General features: G+C 72.3%; 19 protein-coding genes and 2 pseudogenes. 9 read left to right on the forward strand and 12 right to left on the reverse strand.

The annotated features are described in order from the left end of the window. Positions 1-9: 9 nt before the first annotated feature. The 6 genes from ACIBL4_RS36305 to ACIBL4_RS36330 form a co-directional block, all read right to left on the reverse strand. Entirely contained in the window at positions 10-444 is a 435-nt protein-coding gene (locus ACIBL4_RS36305) for a hypothetical protein (protein WP_356927306.1), read from the reverse strand. Between the two features lie 28 nt (positions 445-472). Continuing rightward, on the reverse strand, positions 473-1312 hold the full coding sequence (locus tag ACIBL4_RS36310; protein ID WP_399416066.1) for a DUF1206 domain-containing protein: 840 nt from the start codon (positions 1310-1312) through the stop codon (positions 473-475). A 105-nt stretch (positions 1313-1417) separates the two neighbouring features. Beyond that, a complete protein-coding gene (locus ACIBL4_RS36315) occupies positions 1418-2275 on the reverse strand; it encodes an ANTAR domain-containing protein (protein WP_399416067.1) in 858 nt (285 codons plus the stop codon). Positions 2276-2386: 111 nt separating this feature from the next. Then, positions 2387-2656, reverse strand: coding sequence for a DUF5133 domain-containing protein (locus ACIBL4_RS36320; protein WP_399416068.1), 270 nt, complete (start codon positions 2654-2656; stop codon positions 2387-2389). 29 nt (positions 2657-2685) lie between these two features. Beyond that, a complete protein-coding gene (locus ACIBL4_RS36325) occupies positions 2686-3540 on the reverse strand; it encodes a SigB/SigF/SigG family RNA polymerase sigma factor (protein ID WP_399416069.1) in 855 nt (284 codons plus the stop codon). A 207-nt stretch (positions 3541-3747) separates the two neighbouring features. Next, the gene (locus ACIBL4_RS36330) at positions 3748-4182 is read right to left on the reverse strand and encodes an ATP-binding protein (RefSeq protein WP_399416070.1); all 435 of its coding nucleotides are present in this window, start codon (positions 4180-4182) and stop codon (positions 3748-3750) included. A gap of 317 nt (positions 4183-4499) precedes the next feature. Here ACIBL4_RS36330 and ACIBL4_RS36335 point away from each other — a divergent pair, with 317 nt between their 5' ends. The 3 genes from ACIBL4_RS36335 to ACIBL4_RS36345 all read left to right on the forward strand — a co-directional run bounded on the left by ACIBL4_RS36335 (position 4500) and on the right by ACIBL4_RS36345 (position 6986). Beyond that, positions 4500-4721 (forward strand): hypothetical protein, encoded by a 222-nt coding sequence (locus tag ACIBL4_RS36335; RefSeq protein ID WP_356927312.1) that lies wholly within the window; start codon positions 4500-4502, stop codon positions 4719-4721. 69 nt (positions 4722-4790) lie between these two features. Continuing rightward, a complete protein-coding gene (locus ACIBL4_RS36340; RefSeq protein WP_399416071.1) occupies positions 4791-6269 on the forward strand; it encodes an aminotransferase class I/II-fold pyridoxal phosphate-dependent enzyme in 1479 nt (492 codons plus the stop codon). A gap of 261 nt (positions 6270-6530) precedes the next feature. Then, positions 6531-6986, forward strand: coding sequence for a cyclic nucleotide-binding domain-containing protein (locus tag ACIBL4_RS36345; RefSeq protein ID WP_399416072.1), 456 nt, complete (start codon positions 6531-6533; stop codon positions 6984-6986). 4 nt (positions 6987-6990) lie between these two features. Here the strand turns inward: ACIBL4_RS36345 and ACIBL4_RS36350 are convergent, their stop codons facing one another. Continuing rightward, on the reverse strand, positions 6991-8283 hold the full coding sequence (locus ACIBL4_RS36350) for an MFS transporter (protein WP_399416074.1): 1293 nt from the start codon (positions 8281-8283) through the stop codon (positions 6991-6993). Positions 8284-8366: 83 nt separating this feature from the next. Continuing rightward, the gene (locus ACIBL4_RS36355) at positions 8367-8984 is read right to left on the reverse strand and encodes a LysE/ArgO family amino acid transporter (protein ID WP_399416076.1); all 618 of its coding nucleotides are present in this window, start codon (positions 8982-8984) and stop codon (positions 8367-8369) included. A 69-nt stretch (positions 8985-9053) separates the two neighbouring features. Here ACIBL4_RS36355 and ACIBL4_RS36360 point away from each other — a divergent pair, with 69 nt between their 5' ends. Then, entirely contained in the window at positions 9054-9950 is an 897-nt protein-coding gene (locus tag ACIBL4_RS36360) for a LysR family transcriptional regulator ArgP (protein ID WP_399416078.1), read from the forward strand. A gap of 4 nt (positions 9951-9954) precedes the next feature. On the opposite strand, the pseudogene ACIBL4_RS36365 reads toward ACIBL4_RS36360, so the two are convergent. Next, positions 9955-10238 (reverse strand): annotated as a pseudogene (locus ACIBL4_RS36365) (TetR/AcrR family transcriptional regulator); the annotation flags it as partial. On the opposite strand from ACIBL4_RS36365, the pseudogene ACIBL4_RS36370 reads away from it, so the two are divergent. Beyond that, positions 10216-10467: pseudogene (locus ACIBL4_RS36370) on the forward strand (saccharopine dehydrogenase C-terminal domain-containing protein); the annotation flags it as partial. The pseudogenes ACIBL4_RS36365 and ACIBL4_RS36370 overlap by 23 nt on opposite strands. Positions 10468-10569: 102 nt before the next feature. Further along, positions 10570-10821 carry a WhiB family transcriptional regulator gene (locus ACIBL4_RS36375; protein ID WP_010033226.1) on the forward strand — a complete coding sequence of 84 codons (252 nt, stop codon included), beginning with the start codon at positions 10570-10572 and terminating at the stop codon, positions 10819-10821. A gap of 29 nt (positions 10822-10850) precedes the next feature. Here the strand turns inward: ACIBL4_RS36375 and ACIBL4_RS36380 are convergent, their stop codons facing one another. Beyond that, complete coding sequence (locus tag ACIBL4_RS36380; RefSeq protein ID WP_020269227.1) at positions 10851-11294, reverse strand: DUF6098 family protein; 444 nt, start codon at positions 11292-11294, stop codon at positions 10851-10853. A 178-nt stretch (positions 11295-11472) separates the two neighbouring features. On the opposite strand from ACIBL4_RS36380, the gene ACIBL4_RS36385 reads away from it, so the two are divergent. After that, positions 11473-11823: a DUF488 domain-containing protein gene (locus ACIBL4_RS36385; protein WP_399416079.1), complete on the forward strand. Its 351-nt coding sequence runs from the start codon at positions 11473-11475 to the stop codon at positions 11821-11823. Between the two features lie 24 nt (positions 11824-11847). Here ACIBL4_RS36385 and ACIBL4_RS36390 read toward each other — a convergent pair whose 3' ends face one another. Continuing rightward, the gene (locus tag ACIBL4_RS36390; RefSeq protein WP_399416081.1) at positions 11848-13521 is read right to left on the reverse strand and encodes an FAD-binding dehydrogenase; all 1674 of its coding nucleotides are present in this window, start codon (positions 13519-13521) and stop codon (positions 11848-11850) included. A gap of 16 nt (positions 13522-13537) precedes the next feature. Then, a complete protein-coding gene (locus tag ACIBL4_RS36395) occupies positions 13538-14176 on the reverse strand; it encodes a TetR/AcrR family transcriptional regulator (protein ID WP_399416082.1) in 639 nt (212 codons plus the stop codon). 114 nt (positions 14177-14290) lie between these two features. On the opposite strand from ACIBL4_RS36395, the gene ACIBL4_RS36400 reads away from it, so the two are divergent. Then, positions 14291-14914, forward strand: coding sequence for an alpha-ketoglutarate-dependent dioxygenase AlkB family protein (locus tag ACIBL4_RS36400; RefSeq protein ID WP_399416083.1), 624 nt, complete (start codon positions 14291-14293; stop codon positions 14912-14914). Between the two features lie 114 nt (positions 14915-15028). Further along, positions 15029-15775, forward strand: coding sequence for an MBL fold metallo-hydrolase (locus ACIBL4_RS36405; RefSeq protein WP_399416084.1), 747 nt, complete (start codon positions 15029-15031; stop codon positions 15773-15775). Positions 15776-15798 lie beyond the last annotated feature (23 nt).

The following is a 15798-nucleotide window of genomic DNA, read 5'->3' on the forward strand; positions in this document are numbered from 1 at the left end:
CCGGGTCCGTCAGAAGTCGGTGGGCAGGCCGCTCACCTCGGCGATGCCTCGCAGCTCCTCCGTCTGCCGGTGACGTTCCTTGATGTAGTCGGCGATCTCGCCGAGACGGACCGGGTCGGACGCGGTGGACGCGTCCGTGACGATCCTGACCGGGCCGGTCTCGTCGACATCGAGTTCGATCACTTCGTTGTCCAGGCGGCCGGTGACGGCGGTGGCGATGACGAGGGCCACCTCGTCACGCACCTCCTGGGGCAGTTCGTCGTCGGCCCCGGAGTCGAGCGCGAAGTCGAGGCTGGACAGGCGCTCCTCGTCGATCGCCTGGAGGACCGGTTCCACCACGCGCATCAGGAGGCGGTAGTCCTCCGTGTCCATCCGGATGCGCAGGAGGTCCAGGTACACGTCCACGGGCCGGCCGTCGCCATGCGGAATCTCGGAATCGCTCATTGGCTTCGTGTTCCCCGGATGGCGCGGCTCAGACGCGGCGCCAGCGGGCCATGGCGAAGGAGAACACCCCGAACAGCACCAGCCCGGCCGCGACGCAGACCAGCAGCCAGGGGCCCAGAGGGGTGTCCGCGAAGCTGCGCAGGGTGTCGTCCAGACCCTTGGCCCGGTCGGGTTCGTAGTCGACCGCGGCGCGGACGGCGAAGGCGCCGGCCACGGCGAACACCAGCCCCCGGGCGGCGCCGCCGGCCACGCCCGTGACGTCCACCAGCCGTCGGGTCCGGGGGCTCATCTGCCCGATCCGGAGCTTGTCGTGGTACTTCCGGAGCACCGCCCGTACGCCGATCCACCCTCCGACCGCGACGATCGCGAGGCCGGCCGCGCCGACCAGCCACTGGCCCGCGGGCATCTCCAGGACCCTGGCGGTGGCGTCCTGGGACTGCCGGTCGCTGGATCCGCCGCCGCTTCCGCCCCGGTCCGCCGCGAACGACAGCACGGAGTAGGCGACGAAGACGTAGAAGAGGAAGCGGGCCGTCGCCAGCAGCCGCTTGCGGGCGCTGCGGCCGTCCTGTCCGACGGAGCCGAAGAGCGCCTCGGACAGCCGCCACAGGGCCATGCCGGCGAGACCGATGCCCAGGGCCCACAGCAGCACCGCGCCGAACGGCTGCTGCGACAGTTCGGCCAGGGCTCCCCCGCGGTCGGCCTGCTCACCGGTGTCGCCGAAGGCGATCTGTACCGCCAGGGCCCCGACGAGCAGATAGATCACACCGCGGGCGGCCAGGCCCGCCCGTGCCGCCCCCTCGACCGCCGAACCCCGTGCCGCTCGCCGGGCCCGGATCCGACCGTCTTGTGCCAACGCACTCGTGTCCATGTCGACCTCCCGGCACTCCGGATGCCCCGGCTCGCCCGGCACACACCCCGGCCCGGCCACCGGACCAGGGGATTCCGGTCAGAGCGGGGGCCTGCCGCGTGCGCTTCAGGACCGCCGGAACCTCGTGCCACGGCCGGCGCGGCCGAGGGCGTGCAGGTGTTCCAGGGCGTCCAGGACCACCGTGCGGTCGTGCCAGGCGACCCATCGGCCCGCCTCGCCGCCCACGGTGCCGAGGGCCTTGGTCTGGGCCGTCGTCAGTCCCTGTAGGGGCCGGTCCAGGTGGGCCGAGACCATGCCGACGCACAGGCCGGACGCGGTGGTCAGCGGGACGCTGTGACAGGCTCTGCTGCCCGCCGCGAGGATGGCCCGGCGGGCCGGCTCGCTGAACACCGGATCGCTCTCCACGTCCCGCACGGTGACCTGGGCGACGTCGCGGGCGGCCCGCGCGCAGGCGGTTCCGTCGTCGTCGACGTGGGCGAAGAAGTCGACGAAGTCGGGCGGGTGTCCGGTGTGCTCCTCGAGGCGCAGGCCGCCCCGGGCCCGGTCGGTGAGCTGGACGTTGCCCATGTCGGTGTCGACCACGGCCAGGGCGCTGCTCAGCACGGCCTTCAGGACGGCGCTGCGGCTGCCGGACCCGGACAGGTGGGCCGAGGTGAAGGTCAGGTCTGGTTCCGGCCGGCGGACCCGGCGCGGGAACCACAGCCGTTCCCGGCTGTCGGGAGGCGGTGCGGTCACCAGGAAGCCGACGAGGGTGCGCAGCTTGACGTTGTACCGCTGGGACGCCCGCTGCATCAGCGCGAAGGCGCTCTCCGCGTCGGGCAGCGCGTACCGTTCCTGAAGCATGCCCTGGGCCTGTGCGATCAGCGGGTGGACGCGAGCCCGGGCACGCAGGTCGCGCACTTCGGCGCGCAGGCGCTCCAGTTCGGTGTCGTCGTCTGCGGCCTTCCGTCCCGCTGTGGACATGGAACTCCCCGGTCTAGTGGCGTGACACGTAAGAGCCCGGCCGCGGCTGCCGCCGTCGGCCGGGCCTCTTCGGTGCCACGCCTTCCCCGTCACGTCATGCGCACACTCCGGTCACGCGGGCTCCGGGGTCGGTGTGCGCTGCCCGGTGACGGTGGGCGGGGCGGACGACTCGTGGGCCGGTGCGGGTGCGGTCGCGAGCCACTGGTGAGCGACCTGCAGGGCGCGCTCGACGTTCCGGGTGCCGGTGGACACGCACAACGTGTACTCGAGGTCGCGTGCCCGCGCGGTCAGGTCGGCCGGTTCGCCCGGTCTCGCGGCGGCCGAGAGTGCTTCGTACTCGTCGACGAGGCGGCGCAGCACGGCGGGATGGGGCTTCAGCATGGTTCCTCGCTCCTCGGTGGGTCGGGTGGTCAGGCCGTCGTGGAGGTGCCGCGGGTGCCCGTGCGCTGCCCCAGGACCTCGTCGCGCACGCGGGCGCAGCTGCGGCTGATGAGGCGGGAGACGTGCATCTGGGAGATGCCCAGGTGGTCGGCGATGCGGCTCTGTGTCATGTCCTCGAAGAACCGCATGTAGAGAATGGCCCGCTCGCGTTCCGGCAGACGGCGCAGGCCTTCCTTGGCGGATTCGCGGTCGACGACGACGTCGTAGGACGAGTCCGCCGCGCCGAGGGTGTCCGCGAGGCTGTAGCCGTCGTCGTCGGCCGAGAGTTCGGCGTCCAGCGACAGGGTGCTGAAGCTCTCCAGCGCCTCGAGCCCGGCGCCGACCTCTTCCTCGGTCAGGCCGGTGTGGGCGGCGATGTCCGCCACGGAGGGCTCGGGGCTGCCCGGGTTCTGGGTGAGTTCACGGCGTGCGAGCCGCACCTTGTTGCGCAGTTCCTGCACGCGGCGGGGGACCCGCAGGGCCCACATGCGGTCCCGGAAGTGCCGCTTGACCTCGCCGGTGATGGTGGGGACGGCGTAGCTCTCGAAGGCTCCCCGGCTCGGGTCGAACCGGTCGATGGCCTTGACGAGCCCGAGGGCCGCCACCTGCCGGAGGTCCTCGATCGACTCTCCGCGGTCGCGGAAGCGGCCGGCGATGCGGTGGGCCATGGGCAGCCACAGCGTGACGAGTTCGTCGCGGACGGCTTCCCGTTCAGGCCCTTCCTCCAGTTCCGCCAGCCGGGCGAAGAGAGCTGCGGTGTCCGGAGCGTCGTCGTGCCGCCGCCGGGTGGCGGTGGTCGTCGTTTCGGGCGTGCCGGGACGGTTCGTGGGCGTATCGATGAGCATGCGGATTCGCTCCTGAACAACGATGGTCTCAGGGACTTACCGCGGGACGGTCGCCGCCCGGATCGCCTGGAGGGCCTCCGGGGCAGTCGTACATACCGCTCCCGCTGGCGCGCCTCCGGTCCGAAGCACGAGTTTGCGTCTGCCCTGACCCCGGGGGAACAAACTCCACTTTGCTGAGCAATCTGGAGTGAACGGGTCCGCGGGCGTTCAGGCCAGGGGGACGACGGCGGTGATGCACTTGCCGCCGGCGGGCAGGTCGGACACGAGGACGTCACGGGAGAGCCGGCAGACGATGGGCCAGCCGTGGCCGCCGTGCCGCAGCCGTCCGCGCGGATCGGCGGGCGGCGCGGTCACCGGCAGTTCGTCGCTGCGGTCGCTCACCGAGAGCCGTACACCGGGGCCGTCGACGTCGACCTGGAAGTCGGTGACTCCGCCGCCGTGCAGGATGGCGTTGGTCGTCAGCTCCGAGGCGACGAGCAGCGCGTCGGACAGGGCGTCGGCGTCACAGGCGGTATGGGTCGTGCGGCAGCGCTCGGCCACGGCGCGCTCCACGGCCCGGCGTGCGTCGGCGGGTTTGCACGGCCGGGCCCGGTGCGCACCGGGCGGCTCGAATACTGATTCGATCATGTGCTCATCGCACATCCTCAAGCTCCCTGCTCGGTCAGGACATGACCCGGGTCCGGATCCCGCACCGTGGCCGCCCGCCCGGGCACACCTCGGGCTCACGGACCCGCGATTCGGTGTTTCCTTCCACCGCCCGCGGTTTCGGGGCGTGTCGCGCGAGCACCGCGGGTCTCCTTAGTTCGGCTGACCTCTCCCCGCACCTGCAAACCTCGGTTCGCACCACTGTCGGAAAAACGACCCGGAAAGACTCCCTGGAAGGTCCGGGGAACTCCGGGAAATCCGGGACGGCCGTGAATCGTTGCCATCACCACGCGTCGCCGGGGTACGCGGGGTGCATGACCGATGTGGTGGATTCCGACGAACTGCTGCGGCGCATCCAGCGCGCGAGGGCCTGCGCGGTGCGCGAGGAGCGGTCCTGGCGGACCAGGAGCGAGGAACTGGGCCCGACGGACCCGCAGGGGGCCCGGGACGCGACCGTGCGGCAGATGTCCTACGAGGCGGTGCTGACGGTGCTGGACGAGATCTTGACCCCGGGCAAACACACCGCGGAGGGCTGACCAGGAGGTCCGCTGCCCGCTGCCGGGCACGGGCGGATTGTGCGGGCGCCTGCCGGGAACCCGGTGCGCATGACAGTCGACCACACCGGAGCACCGGTCCTGGAAGCCCTGGACGAGTACCGACGCAAGGGGCACCTGTCGTTCACGCCGCCTGGGCACAAGCAGGCCCGCGGCGCGGACCCGGCGGTCCGGGAGGTCCTCGGTGACGCGGTCTTCCACGGTGATGTGCTGGCCTCCGGTGGTCTGGACGACCGGCTCACCCGCGGGCGGGTGCTGCAACGCGCTCAGGAGCTGATGGCCGACGCGGTGCACGCCGAGCACACGTTCTTCAGCACCTGCGGCAGTTCCCTGTCGGTGAAGGCCGCGATGCTGTCGGTCGCCGGGCCGCACGAGAAGCTGCTGATCGGGCGTGACGCCCACAAGTCGGTGGTGGCGGGGCTGATCATCTCCGGTATCGAGCCCGTCTGGGTCGAGCCGCGGTGGGACGCCGAGCGGCACCTGGCCCATCCCCCGTCCGCCGAGGACTTCGACCGGGCCTTCGACGCGCATCCGGACGCGCGGGGTGCGCTGATCACGAGCCCCACGCCGTACGGCGGCTGCGCGGATCTGCGGGCGGTCGCCGAGGTGTGCCACCGGCGCTCGCTTCCACTGATCGTGGACGAGGCCTGGGGCGCGCATCTGCCGTTCCACCCCGGTCTGCCGTCGTGGGCGATGGACGCGGGCGCGGACATCTGTGTGACCAGCATCCACAAGATGGGCAGCGGCCTGGAGCAGGGCTCGGTCTTCCATCTCCAGGGCGATCTGGTCCCGCCGGCGCTGCTGGGGATGCGGGCGGACCTGCTGGGCACCACGAGCCCGTCGGTGCTGATCTTCGCGGGTCTGGACGGCTGGCGGCGGCAGATGGCGCTGCACGGCGAGGAGCTGATGGGCGGCGCGCTGCAGCTCGCGGCCGAGGTCCGGTCCGCCGTCGAGGAGATCGACGGGCTGCACGTCAACGACCGCGACGACTTCTGCGGTCCGGGCCTTTCCGACGACCTCGACCCGCTGCCCGGCGTCATCGACGTCACCGGGCTGGGGATCACGGGCTTCCAGGCGGCGGACTGGCTGCGCGAGCACCGGCGGATCGACGCGCATCTGGTGGACCACCGCCGCATCGGCGCGCAGATCACCCACGGCGACGACCGGGAGACGACCGGGCAGCTGCTGGAGGCCCTGCGGGACCTCGCGCGGGCTGCGCGGGAGCTGCCGCGGGCACCGCGGGTGGAGGTGCCGTCGCCCGCCGGGCTGCGGATGGAACAGGCGGTGCTGCCCCGGGACGCGTTCTTCGGGCCGGCCGAGGACGTGCCGGTGGCGCGGGCGGCCGGACGGGTCGCGGCGGAGATGATCACGCCGTATCCCCCCGGCATCCCGGCCGTCCTGCCGGGCGAACGCCTCACCGAGCCGGTGCTGGCGTACCTGCGGACCGGCCTGGCCGCGGGGATGCATCTGCCCGACCCCACCGATCCGGAGCTCGAGACGGTCCGGGTCCTCGCCGGGGACGCGGACTGAAGTGAAACGGGTCACGCGACCCGGTCCGGGGTGCACGCAGGCCCCAGGGATGGTTTACGGTTCATTCATACGTGGTGACGGAGTCGACCCCCTGTCCTCCGCACCACTGCTTACGGCCCTGGCTGGTTTCCCCCGTCCAGCCAGGGCTTTTTCATGCCCCGGAAAAGTCGTGCACGCCGAGGTGCCCGGGGGCCCGGCAGCGGCTGAAATGAGCGTAGGGAAAGCACCGGAAGTCGACCGCCCGGCGAGGAGCTCCGCGTCATGACCAAAGCGATCAAACTCCTGACCGCCCTGCCCCCGCCCCAGCGGCAGCGCCTGATGACGCTCGCCCGGGAGGTGTCCTTCCCCGAGGACGCACGAATCTTCGAGGCGGGCGGAACGGCCGACCGTTTCTGGGTCATCCGCTCCGGCGCGGTCTCCCTGGACCAGCAGGTGAACTCCCTCCAGCGGGTGACCGTGGCCAGCCTCGGCGCGGGCGACCTGCTCGGCTGGTCCTGGCTGTTCCCGCCGTACACCTGGGACTTCGGCGCCGTGGCGTTCAGTCCGGTACGGGCCTACGAGTTCGACGCGGCGGCCGTGCTGCGGCTGTGCGCGGAGGATCCGCAGCTCGGGCTGGTGCTGGTGCGCAACGTCGCCGAGGTGCTCGCGCACCGGCTGGAGATGACCCGGGGCAAGCTGATGGAGCAGTACACGCTGCACCGGCGAGGCGCCCTGTGAGGCGTCAGACGCGGTAGCGCCGCAGCGCCGGTACGGCGGCGGCCAGGACCAGCATCACGGCGACGACCAGCAGCCCGCCGCCCGCGACGGCGGTCCGGGGGCCGAAGGCGGAGCCCGCGGTGCCGTGCAGCACGTCGGCCAGGCGCGGGCCGCCCGCCACGACGACGGTGAAGACGCCCTGCATGCGTCCGCGCATCTCGTCGGTCGCGGCGGACAGCAGGATCGCCCCGCGGAAGACCATCGACACCATGTCGGCGACCCCGGCCACGGCCAGGAACGCCACCCCCACCCACAGACTGCGGCTCAGCCCGAAGCCCGTGATGGCCACGCCCCAGACGACGACCGCCCCGATGACCATCCAGCCGTGCCGGCGGGCCCGGGAGAAGGTGCCGGAGAACAGTCCGCCGAGCACGGCACCGATGGGGATCGCCGCGAACAGCAGCCCCAGCGCGAGCCCCTCGCCGTAGGGCGCGTAGGTCTGGGCGGCGAGCTGCGGGAACAGGGCCCGGGGCATGCCGAGAACCATGGCGATGATGTCGGCGAGGAACGACAGCAGCAGCACGGTGTGCCCGGAGATGTAGCGGAAACCGGCGACGATCTCCTTCACGCCCGCGCGGCGCACCGCCGTTCCGGCCAGGGGCGGCAGCGACGGCAGCCGGTACACCGCCCACACCGTGACGCACAGGGCGACGGCGTCGATGAGGTACAGCTCGGGCAGGCCGATGACGGGGATGAGGGCACCGGCCAGCAGCGGGCCCGCCACCTGGCCGGTCTGCATCACGGTCGAGCCGAGGGCGTTGGCGGCGGGCAGCTCGCCCTCCGGGACCAGCCGGGCTATGGAGGCGTTGCGGGCCGGTGCGTTCAGGCCCCAGAAGGCCTGCTGCACGGCGAGCAGCAGCATGAGCGCGGTCACCGACTCCAGGCCGGTGAAGGCCTGCAGCCAGAACAGCAGCGAGGTGACGGCGATGCCGCTGTTGGTGATCAGCAGCAGTTTGCGCCGGTCCATGCTGTCGGCGATCGCCCCGCCCCACAGTGCGAACACGATCAGCGGCACCAGGCCGGCCATGCTCGCGGCGCCGACCCACGCCGAGGAGCCGGTGATGTCGTAGATCTGCTTGGGTACGGCGACGGCGGTGAGCTGGCTGCCGACCGCCGTGACGATGGTCGAGCTCCACAGCCGCCGGTAGGCGGGGCGGCGCAGGGGGCGGGTGTCCATGGCCCAGCGCCGCCAGCCGCGCCGCCCGGGGACCTCCGGCGCCGGATCCCGCTCGTCCTTCGTGCTCTCGCTCGTGTCCACTCGCCGCTTCCTGGATGCTCACTACACCGACCGGGCCGGGGATCACTGTCGCACCGGCCGCCGGACGCCGGACCGCCGAGGTCTCAGCTCCCGGTGATGAGCACGGCACCGAGCACGATCATGGTGGCGGCGACCAGGCCGTCCAGGATCCGCCAGGCGGCGGGCCTGACGAGGAAACGGCCGAGCAGCCGGGCGCCGAAGCCTAGGGCGGCGAACCAGCACAGGCTGGCCAGCACGGCGCCGAGGCCGAACGTCCAGCGCAGCGGGCCGTGGTCGGCGGCGACCGAGCCGAGCAGGAAGACGGTGTCGAGGTAGACGTGCGGGTTGAGCCAGGTCATCGCCAGACAGGTGAGGACCGCCCGGCGCATCGATCCGGCCGCCTCCCCCTCCGTCTTCAGCGCGCCGCCGTCCGGCCGGAACGCCCGGCGGGCGGCCAGGGCGCCGTAACCCAGCAGGAACGCGCCGCCGATCCAGCCGACCGCCTTCAGCGCGCCCGGCCAGGTCACCACCACCGCACCGACCCCGCCGACGCCGAAGGCGATGAGCGCGGCGTCGGACAGGGCGCAGATGGCGACGACGGCGAGGACGGCCTGGCGGCGGATCCCCTGGCGCAGGACGAAGGCGTTCTGGGCGCCGATGGCGACGATGAGGGACAGTCCGGTGCCGAACCCCGCGGCCGCGGCGGTGAAGGTGCTGGTCATGGCCGTGACGCTACGGACTGGCCCCACTCGCGTACAGCTAAAGATTCTTACGTATCGTTAGCGGACGTGATGACTGATCTGCCTCTGGACCAGGTGCGGACCCTGCTCGCGGTCGTCGACGAGGGGACGTTCGACGCGGCGGCGGCCGCGCTGCATGTGACGCCCTCGGCGATCAGTCAGCGTGTGAAGGCGCTGGAGCAGCGCACGGGGCGGGTGCTGCTGCTGCGGACCAAGCCGGTGCGGCCGACGGAGTCGGGCGAGGTGCTGGTGCGGCTGGCCCGGCAGGTGGCGCGGCTGGAGCACGACGCGTACGCGGAGCTCGGGCTGAGCGACAGCGGGGAGCCGACGCGGGTGTCGGTGGCGGTGAACGCGGACTCGCTGGCCACCTGGTTCCTCCGGGTGCTCACGCGCGTGCCGGAGGAGCTGCGGCTGTACTTCGAACTGCGCCGGGAGGACGAGGACCACACGGCGGCGCTGCTGCGGGAGGGGGTGGTGATGGCGGCGGTGACCTCGTCGCCGGACCCCGTGCCGGGCTGTTCCGTCCGGTCGCTGGGGCGGATGCGCTACCTCCCCGTGGCCGCGCCGGACTTCGCAGCGCGCCGGCTCGCCGGGCCGCTGGAACGCGTGCTCCCCGACCTGCCCGTGGTGGCCTTCGACCGGCGGGACGACTTCCAGGACGGCTTCGTGCGCCGGCTCACCCGGGGGCGGAGCGGCGCGAGCGCGCTGCGGCACTATGTGCCGACCTCGGAGGGTTTCGTCGAGGCCGTGGTGGCCGGACTGGGCTGGGGTCTGGTGCCCGAGGCGCAGGCGGACCCGCTGCTGCACGCCGGGCGGCTGGTCGAGCTCGCCCCGGGCCGGACGGTGGACGTGCCGCTGTACTGGCAGCAGTGGAAGCTCGACTCACCCGCGCTGGCGCAGGTGGCGGAGGCGGTGACGGCCGCCGCCGGGGAGGCACTGCGGGGGTGACGCCCTACTCTCCCCGGACGCCGTCCAGCTGGGCCGCCGCGCTGTCCAGCAGCATGTCCAGGGCCGTCGGATAGGCGCTGGTGAGCATGCGGGTGGTGAGCAGGGGTGCCGCCTCCGCGATGCGGGGGTGGGTGGTGGCGGGCAGCCGGGCGTAGGTCGAGCGCCACATCTCCTCGTCGGCCCGCAGCAAGGCGCTGGGCAGAGCGAGCGAGGCGGCTCGAGGGCGGCGAAGGCCAGTGTGGTGTCGACGAAGGCGTGGTAGACGCGCACGGCGTCCGACGGGAAGCCGCGCGAGGTGTACCTCTACCAGGTGGTCGACAACCAGTGGTCCATGGCGGAGTACGGCTCGCAGGCCGTGGTGTGGCAGACGGCCGTGAACCCCGTCGTCGCCCTCGAACTCCTCGCCTCGGGCGCCTGGTCGGGCGCGGGTGTGCTCGGCCCGGAGGCCTTCCCGGCCCGCCCGTTCCTGGACCTGCTGACGGCCTACGGCTCGCCCTGGGGCATGCGCGAGCAGTGAGCGGTTCCGGGGCGGCGCTGTTTCACCAGGCGTCGACAGGTGACCCGAAAACGAGCAATCATCCGAACGGGCACGTTTCTACTGCGATCGCAGGTGACTTCGATGGACAACTGGCGAGACCACGCTGCCTGCCGGCACGAGGACCCCGAGCTCTTCTTCCCGATCGGCACCTCCGGCCCGGCCCTCCTTCAGACGGAGCAGGCCAAGGCGGTGTGCCGGCGCTGCCCCGTCCAGGAGCAGTGCTTGCAGTGGGCGCTGGACACGGGGCAGTCCATCGGTGTGTGGGGCGGGACCAGCGAGACGGAACGGCGTGCGCTGAAGCGGCGGGCGGCGGCCCGGCGCCGCTCCGGCTGACGCCCCGGCACCACCCTCCCCTGGGGGATTCAGCTGCGGCGCAGCGGCCCCCAGGGGTTCTCCTGCCGGGAGACCTCCGCCTTCGCCTCGTCGATCACCTGCTGGTCGATCCAGCACATCGGCCGGGCGTCGGTGACGAGCGGTTCGTTGTCGGGGCCGCGCGAGGTCTCCTTGCCCGCGAGCACCCAGGCCCGCACACCGGGCCCCTTCTCGTGCGGCAGATGGGCGTAGTCGTGCAGGCGGCGGGCCACCCACACCCGGACGGGCCGGTCCTCCCACCAGTCCTCGACATCGAGCGGGTTGGCGGACAGGCCCGGCATGGACACGCCCGTCAGATCGTCGGTGCTGGACACGTCGCGGAGATCGGTCGCGGGGCCGCGGGACCAGCGGACGTACAGGCCCTGATGCCGTTCGACCAGTTCGGTGAGCTCGGCGAGTGTGCGCACGACCGGCAGGTCGTCCGATCCACTCATGTCGTGACCTCCTCCCTCGACGCCGTCAGGCGGACGGAGTACCCGCTCGGCGCGAGCGGAATCGGCCCTTCGGCGCAGCCGGGCGCCGGTGCCCGGTCAGGGTTACGCTCGCGGCACACCCGTCCGTCGGAGCAGCACAGTCGGAGCGGCGCAGTCGCCGCAGCAGAAGGGGCCGAGCATGAGCGTCCGCGTCCGCCGCGTCTACGATCCGCCCGAGCCGGAGGACGGAGTGCGGGTCCTGGTCGACCGGCTGTGGCCGCGGGGCCTGGCGAAGGACGCGGCCCGGGTGGACGAGTGGCCCAAGGCGATCACCCCGTCGACGGAACTGCGCCGCTGGTACCACGCCGGCGAGGGCTCGTACGAGGAGTTCGCCGGGCGGTACGAGGCGGAGCTCGCCGCCGACGAGGCGTCCGAGGTCCTCGCCCACGTCCGTGACCTGGTCCGCGCGGGCGACGTGACGCTGCTGACCGCGTCGAAGACGCCGGAGCAGAGCCACGCCGCGGTGCTGGCCCGCCTCCTGGAGAACTGAACGAGGCGGGCCGTCCGGGCACGGTCAGGCGGTCTGCTTCGCCGCCGCCCGGCCCGCCGCCCGGCCCGAGAAGAGGCAGCCGCCGAGGAACGTGCCCTCCAGCGCGTTGTAGCCGTGGACACCGCCACCGCCGAATCCGGCGACCTCGCCCGCCGCGTACAGCCCCTCGATCGGCTTGCCGTCGGTGCCGAGGGCGCGCGAGTCGAGGTCGGTCTGGATGCCGCCGAGCGTCTTGCGAGTGAGGATGTGCAGCTTGACGCCGATGAGGGGGCCGGACGCCGGGTCGAGGATGCGGTGCGGGGTGGCGACCCGGCCGAGGCGGTCGCCGATGTAGCGGCGGGCGTTGCGGATGCCCTGCACCTGGGCGTCCTTGGCGTAGGGGTTGGCGATCTGGAGGTCGCGTGCCTCGATCTGGCGCTTGATCCCGGCCGCGTCGAGGAGCGGCTTGTCGGTGAGTTCGTTCATCTTCTCCACGAGCTGTTCGACGCTGGGCGCGGTCACGAAGTCGGCGCCCTTGCGCAGGAACGCGTCGACCGGTCCGGGCGCGCCCTTGCCGAGGATGCGTTCCTTCAGGAACCCGGCACGGTCCTTGGCGGTGATGTCGGGGTTCTGCTCGGAGCCCGACAGGGCGAACTCCTTCTCGATGATCTTCTGGGTGAGGATGAACCAGGAGTGGTCGTACCCGGCGATGTCCTCGGTGGTGCGCAGGTGCTTCAGGGTGCCGAGGGTGTCGTAGCCCGGCAGGTAGGGCCCGGGCAGGCGGCGGCCGAGGGCGTCGAACCACATCGAGGAGGGTCCGGGCAGGATGCGGATGCCGTGGCCGGGCCAGATCGGGTCCCAGTTCTGCAGGCCCTCGGTGTAGTGCCACATGCGGTCCCGGTTGACCAGGCGTGCGCCCGCCTCGGCGCTGATGTCGAGCATCCGTCCGTCGACGTGGGCCGGTACGCCGGTGACCATCTCCTTCGGCGGGGTGCCGAGGCGCTCGGGCCAGTAGCGGCGGATGATGTCGTGGTTGGCGCCGATGCCGCCGCTGGTGACGACGACGGCCTGGGCGGTGAGTGCGAACTCGCCGATGGCGTCGCGGTTGGAGGCGACGCCCCGGGGTGAGGTGTCCTCGGCCAGGACCGCGCCGCGCACCCCTCGGGCGCTGCCGTCCTCCATGACCAGTTCGTCGACGCGGTGACGGTGGTGGAAGGTGAGCAGTCCGTCGCGCGCGGCCTGCTTGGCGTAGCGGACGAAGGGTTCCACGACACCGGTGCCGGTGCCCCATGCGATGTGGAAGCGGGGCACCGTGTTGCCGTGCCCGTGCGCCGTGAGGTCGCCGCGTTCGGCCCAGCCGACGGTCGGCAGGAACGTGATGCCGTGCCCGTTCAGCCAGGACCGCTTCTCCCCCGCGGCGAACTCGACGTAGGCGCGCGCCCAGCGCACGGCCCAGGTGTCCTCGTCGTCCAGCCGGTCGAAGCCGGCGCTGCCCCGCCAGTCGCTCCAGGCGAGGTCGAAGGAGTCCTTGATGCCGAGGCGCCGCTGCTCCGGCGAGTCGACGAGGAACAGCCCGCCGAAGGACCAGAAGGCCTGTCCCCCGAGGTTGGCGGCGTTCTCCTGGTCGACGAGGGCGACCCTCCTGCCCCTGCTGGTCAGTTCGTGTGCCGCGACCAGGCCGGCGAGGCCCGCTCCGACGACGATGACGTCGGCGTCCATGGCGACGTTCCCTTCTTCAGTTCTGCCTGTGGTCGGGGGTGCCGCTGCCGTCGGTCAGCAGGGCCGTGAGCAGTTGCTTCAGCCAGGCGCGGGCGTGTTCGACGTCCCGGTCCAGCAGCAGTTGCGTGGTGACGCCGTCGTAGGCAGCGACCACGGCGTGGGCGGCGCCGTCGGTGTCGCCCAGGACGGCGGGCAGTGCGGTGTGCCCGCGGGCGCGGGCGAGCCGGTCGGCGATCGCCTGCCGCAGCCGCGCGCGGTGCTCCAGCAGGCTCAGGGCGACGTCCGGGTCGCGGGCGGCGTGCACCAGGAAGTCCGTCTTCACGAGGAGCCAGTCCCGGTCGAGGAGCAGCACGTCGGTGACGCGGTCCACCGCGGCCGGCACGTCGAGCCCGGGCCCGTCGAGGGCGAGGGCTCCGGACACCTGTTCCGCGATGAGGTCGGCCCGCTCCTGGTAGAGGGCGAAGAACAGCTCGTCGAGGCTGGAGAAGTTGGAGTAGAAGGCGCCCCTGCTGTAGCCGGCGGCCTCGCAGACCTCCTCGATGGAGACGTGCCCGAAGCCCTTGGCCGCGAACACGGAGAACGCCGCGTCCAGGAGGTTGGCTCGGGTGCGGACGCGGCGCCTGGTCACCCGCCCGGTCGTTCCCTCCACGGCCATGCCCGGCTCCTTTCGATACGTGACTGTATTCGATACACCGATGTATCGAAAGCCTCGGAGCACCGTGCCCGAATTCTCATGGAACAAGTTTTCGATTCCGAGTACGCTGGGGCCATGCACCTCCAGGGCTCCCTCTTCGACCAGACGGACGAGCTGCGACTCGGACCTCTCGACGGGATCAGCCGGACCCACCTCGGTTTCGGCGCCTGGCTCGACGTCCTGCCCGGGTGGCTCAGCGGTTCCGACACGCTGTTCGAACAGCTGGCCGCCGAGGTGCCGTGGCGGGCGGAGCGGCGCACGATGTACGACCACGTCGTCGACGTCCCCCGGCTGCTCGCCTTCTACGGCGACGGGGACCCTCTGCCGCACCCGGTCCTGACCGAGGCACGCGACGCGCTGAGCGCCCACTACGGCGAGGAACTGGGCGAGCCGTTCACCACGGCCGGCCTGTGCTACTACCGCGACGGCCGGGACAGCGTGGCCTGGCACGGCGACCGGATCGGCCGCGGGGCGCGCGAGGACACGATGGTCGCGATCCTGTCGGTGGGAGCACCCCGGGACCTGCTGCTGCGGCCGATGCGGGGCGGTCGCGACACCGTGCGCAGGCCGCTGGGCCACGGCGACCTGATCGTGATGGGGGGCTCCTGCCAGCGCACCTGGGAGCACTCCATCCCCAAGAGCACGCGTGCGACGGAGCCGCGCATCAGCATCCAGTTCCGCCCGCACGGCGTGCACTGAGCCCGAACGGTCATGCCCTGCCGGGTCCGTTGAGACGAACCTGGCTGTTCCCCCTGTCGTGAGGTCTGCTTTCCTTCTCACGTCGGAACGGGACAACACCAACGCGGGGCGATCATGCGGGCAGACGTACATCAAGTCGCCGACGGCACCTACCTGGTGCACGGCTCCCACACCAACTGGGTGATCCTCGCGGAGGGGGACGCCGTCACGCTGATCGACACCGGCTACCCCGGCGACCGGGAGCGGCTCCTCGCCTCGCTCGCCGAGGTGGGCAGCTCCCCGGAGGCGGTGGCGGCCGTGCTGATCACGCACGCGCACAACGACCACCTGGGCTCCGCCGAGTTCCTGCGCGCCACGTACGGCACGCCCGTGTACCTGCACGAGGCCGAAGCACCGCACGCGCGCCGGGAGTTCCTGCACCAGGTGTCCCTCGGGACGGTGCTGAGGAACGGCTGGCGCCCCGGGGTGCTGCCGTGGGCCGTGCACGCGCTGCGCGCCGGCGGCACGACGCACAACCCCGTCACGGCTCCCGGGCCGTTCCCGGCGGCGGGCCCCCTGGACCTGCCCGGGCGGCCCGTGCCGGTGCACACGCCGGGCCACACCGACGGGCACTGCGCCTACCACGTACCCGGCACCGGTGTGCTGATCTCCGGCGACGCCCTGGTCAGCGGGCACGCCACGTCGCGGGTCGAGGGGCCGCAGCTGCTGCCGGACATGTTCCACCACGAACGCTCGCGTGCCGTGGCCTCCCTGGACGTCCTCGCGGAACTGGAGGGCGAGCTGCTGCTGCCCGGGCACGGCCCGGTCCACCGCGGCTCGTTGCGGGACGCCGCCCACCGGGCCCGGGAGCGCGCCCTCTAATCTGAGGTGACGATCAGCGGCGA

The sequence above is a fragment of the Streptomyces sp. NPDC050416 genome (assembly GCF_044458845.1).
Taxonomy (GTDB): domain Bacteria; phylum Actinomycetota; class Actinomycetes; order Streptomycetales; family Streptomycetaceae; genus Streptomyces.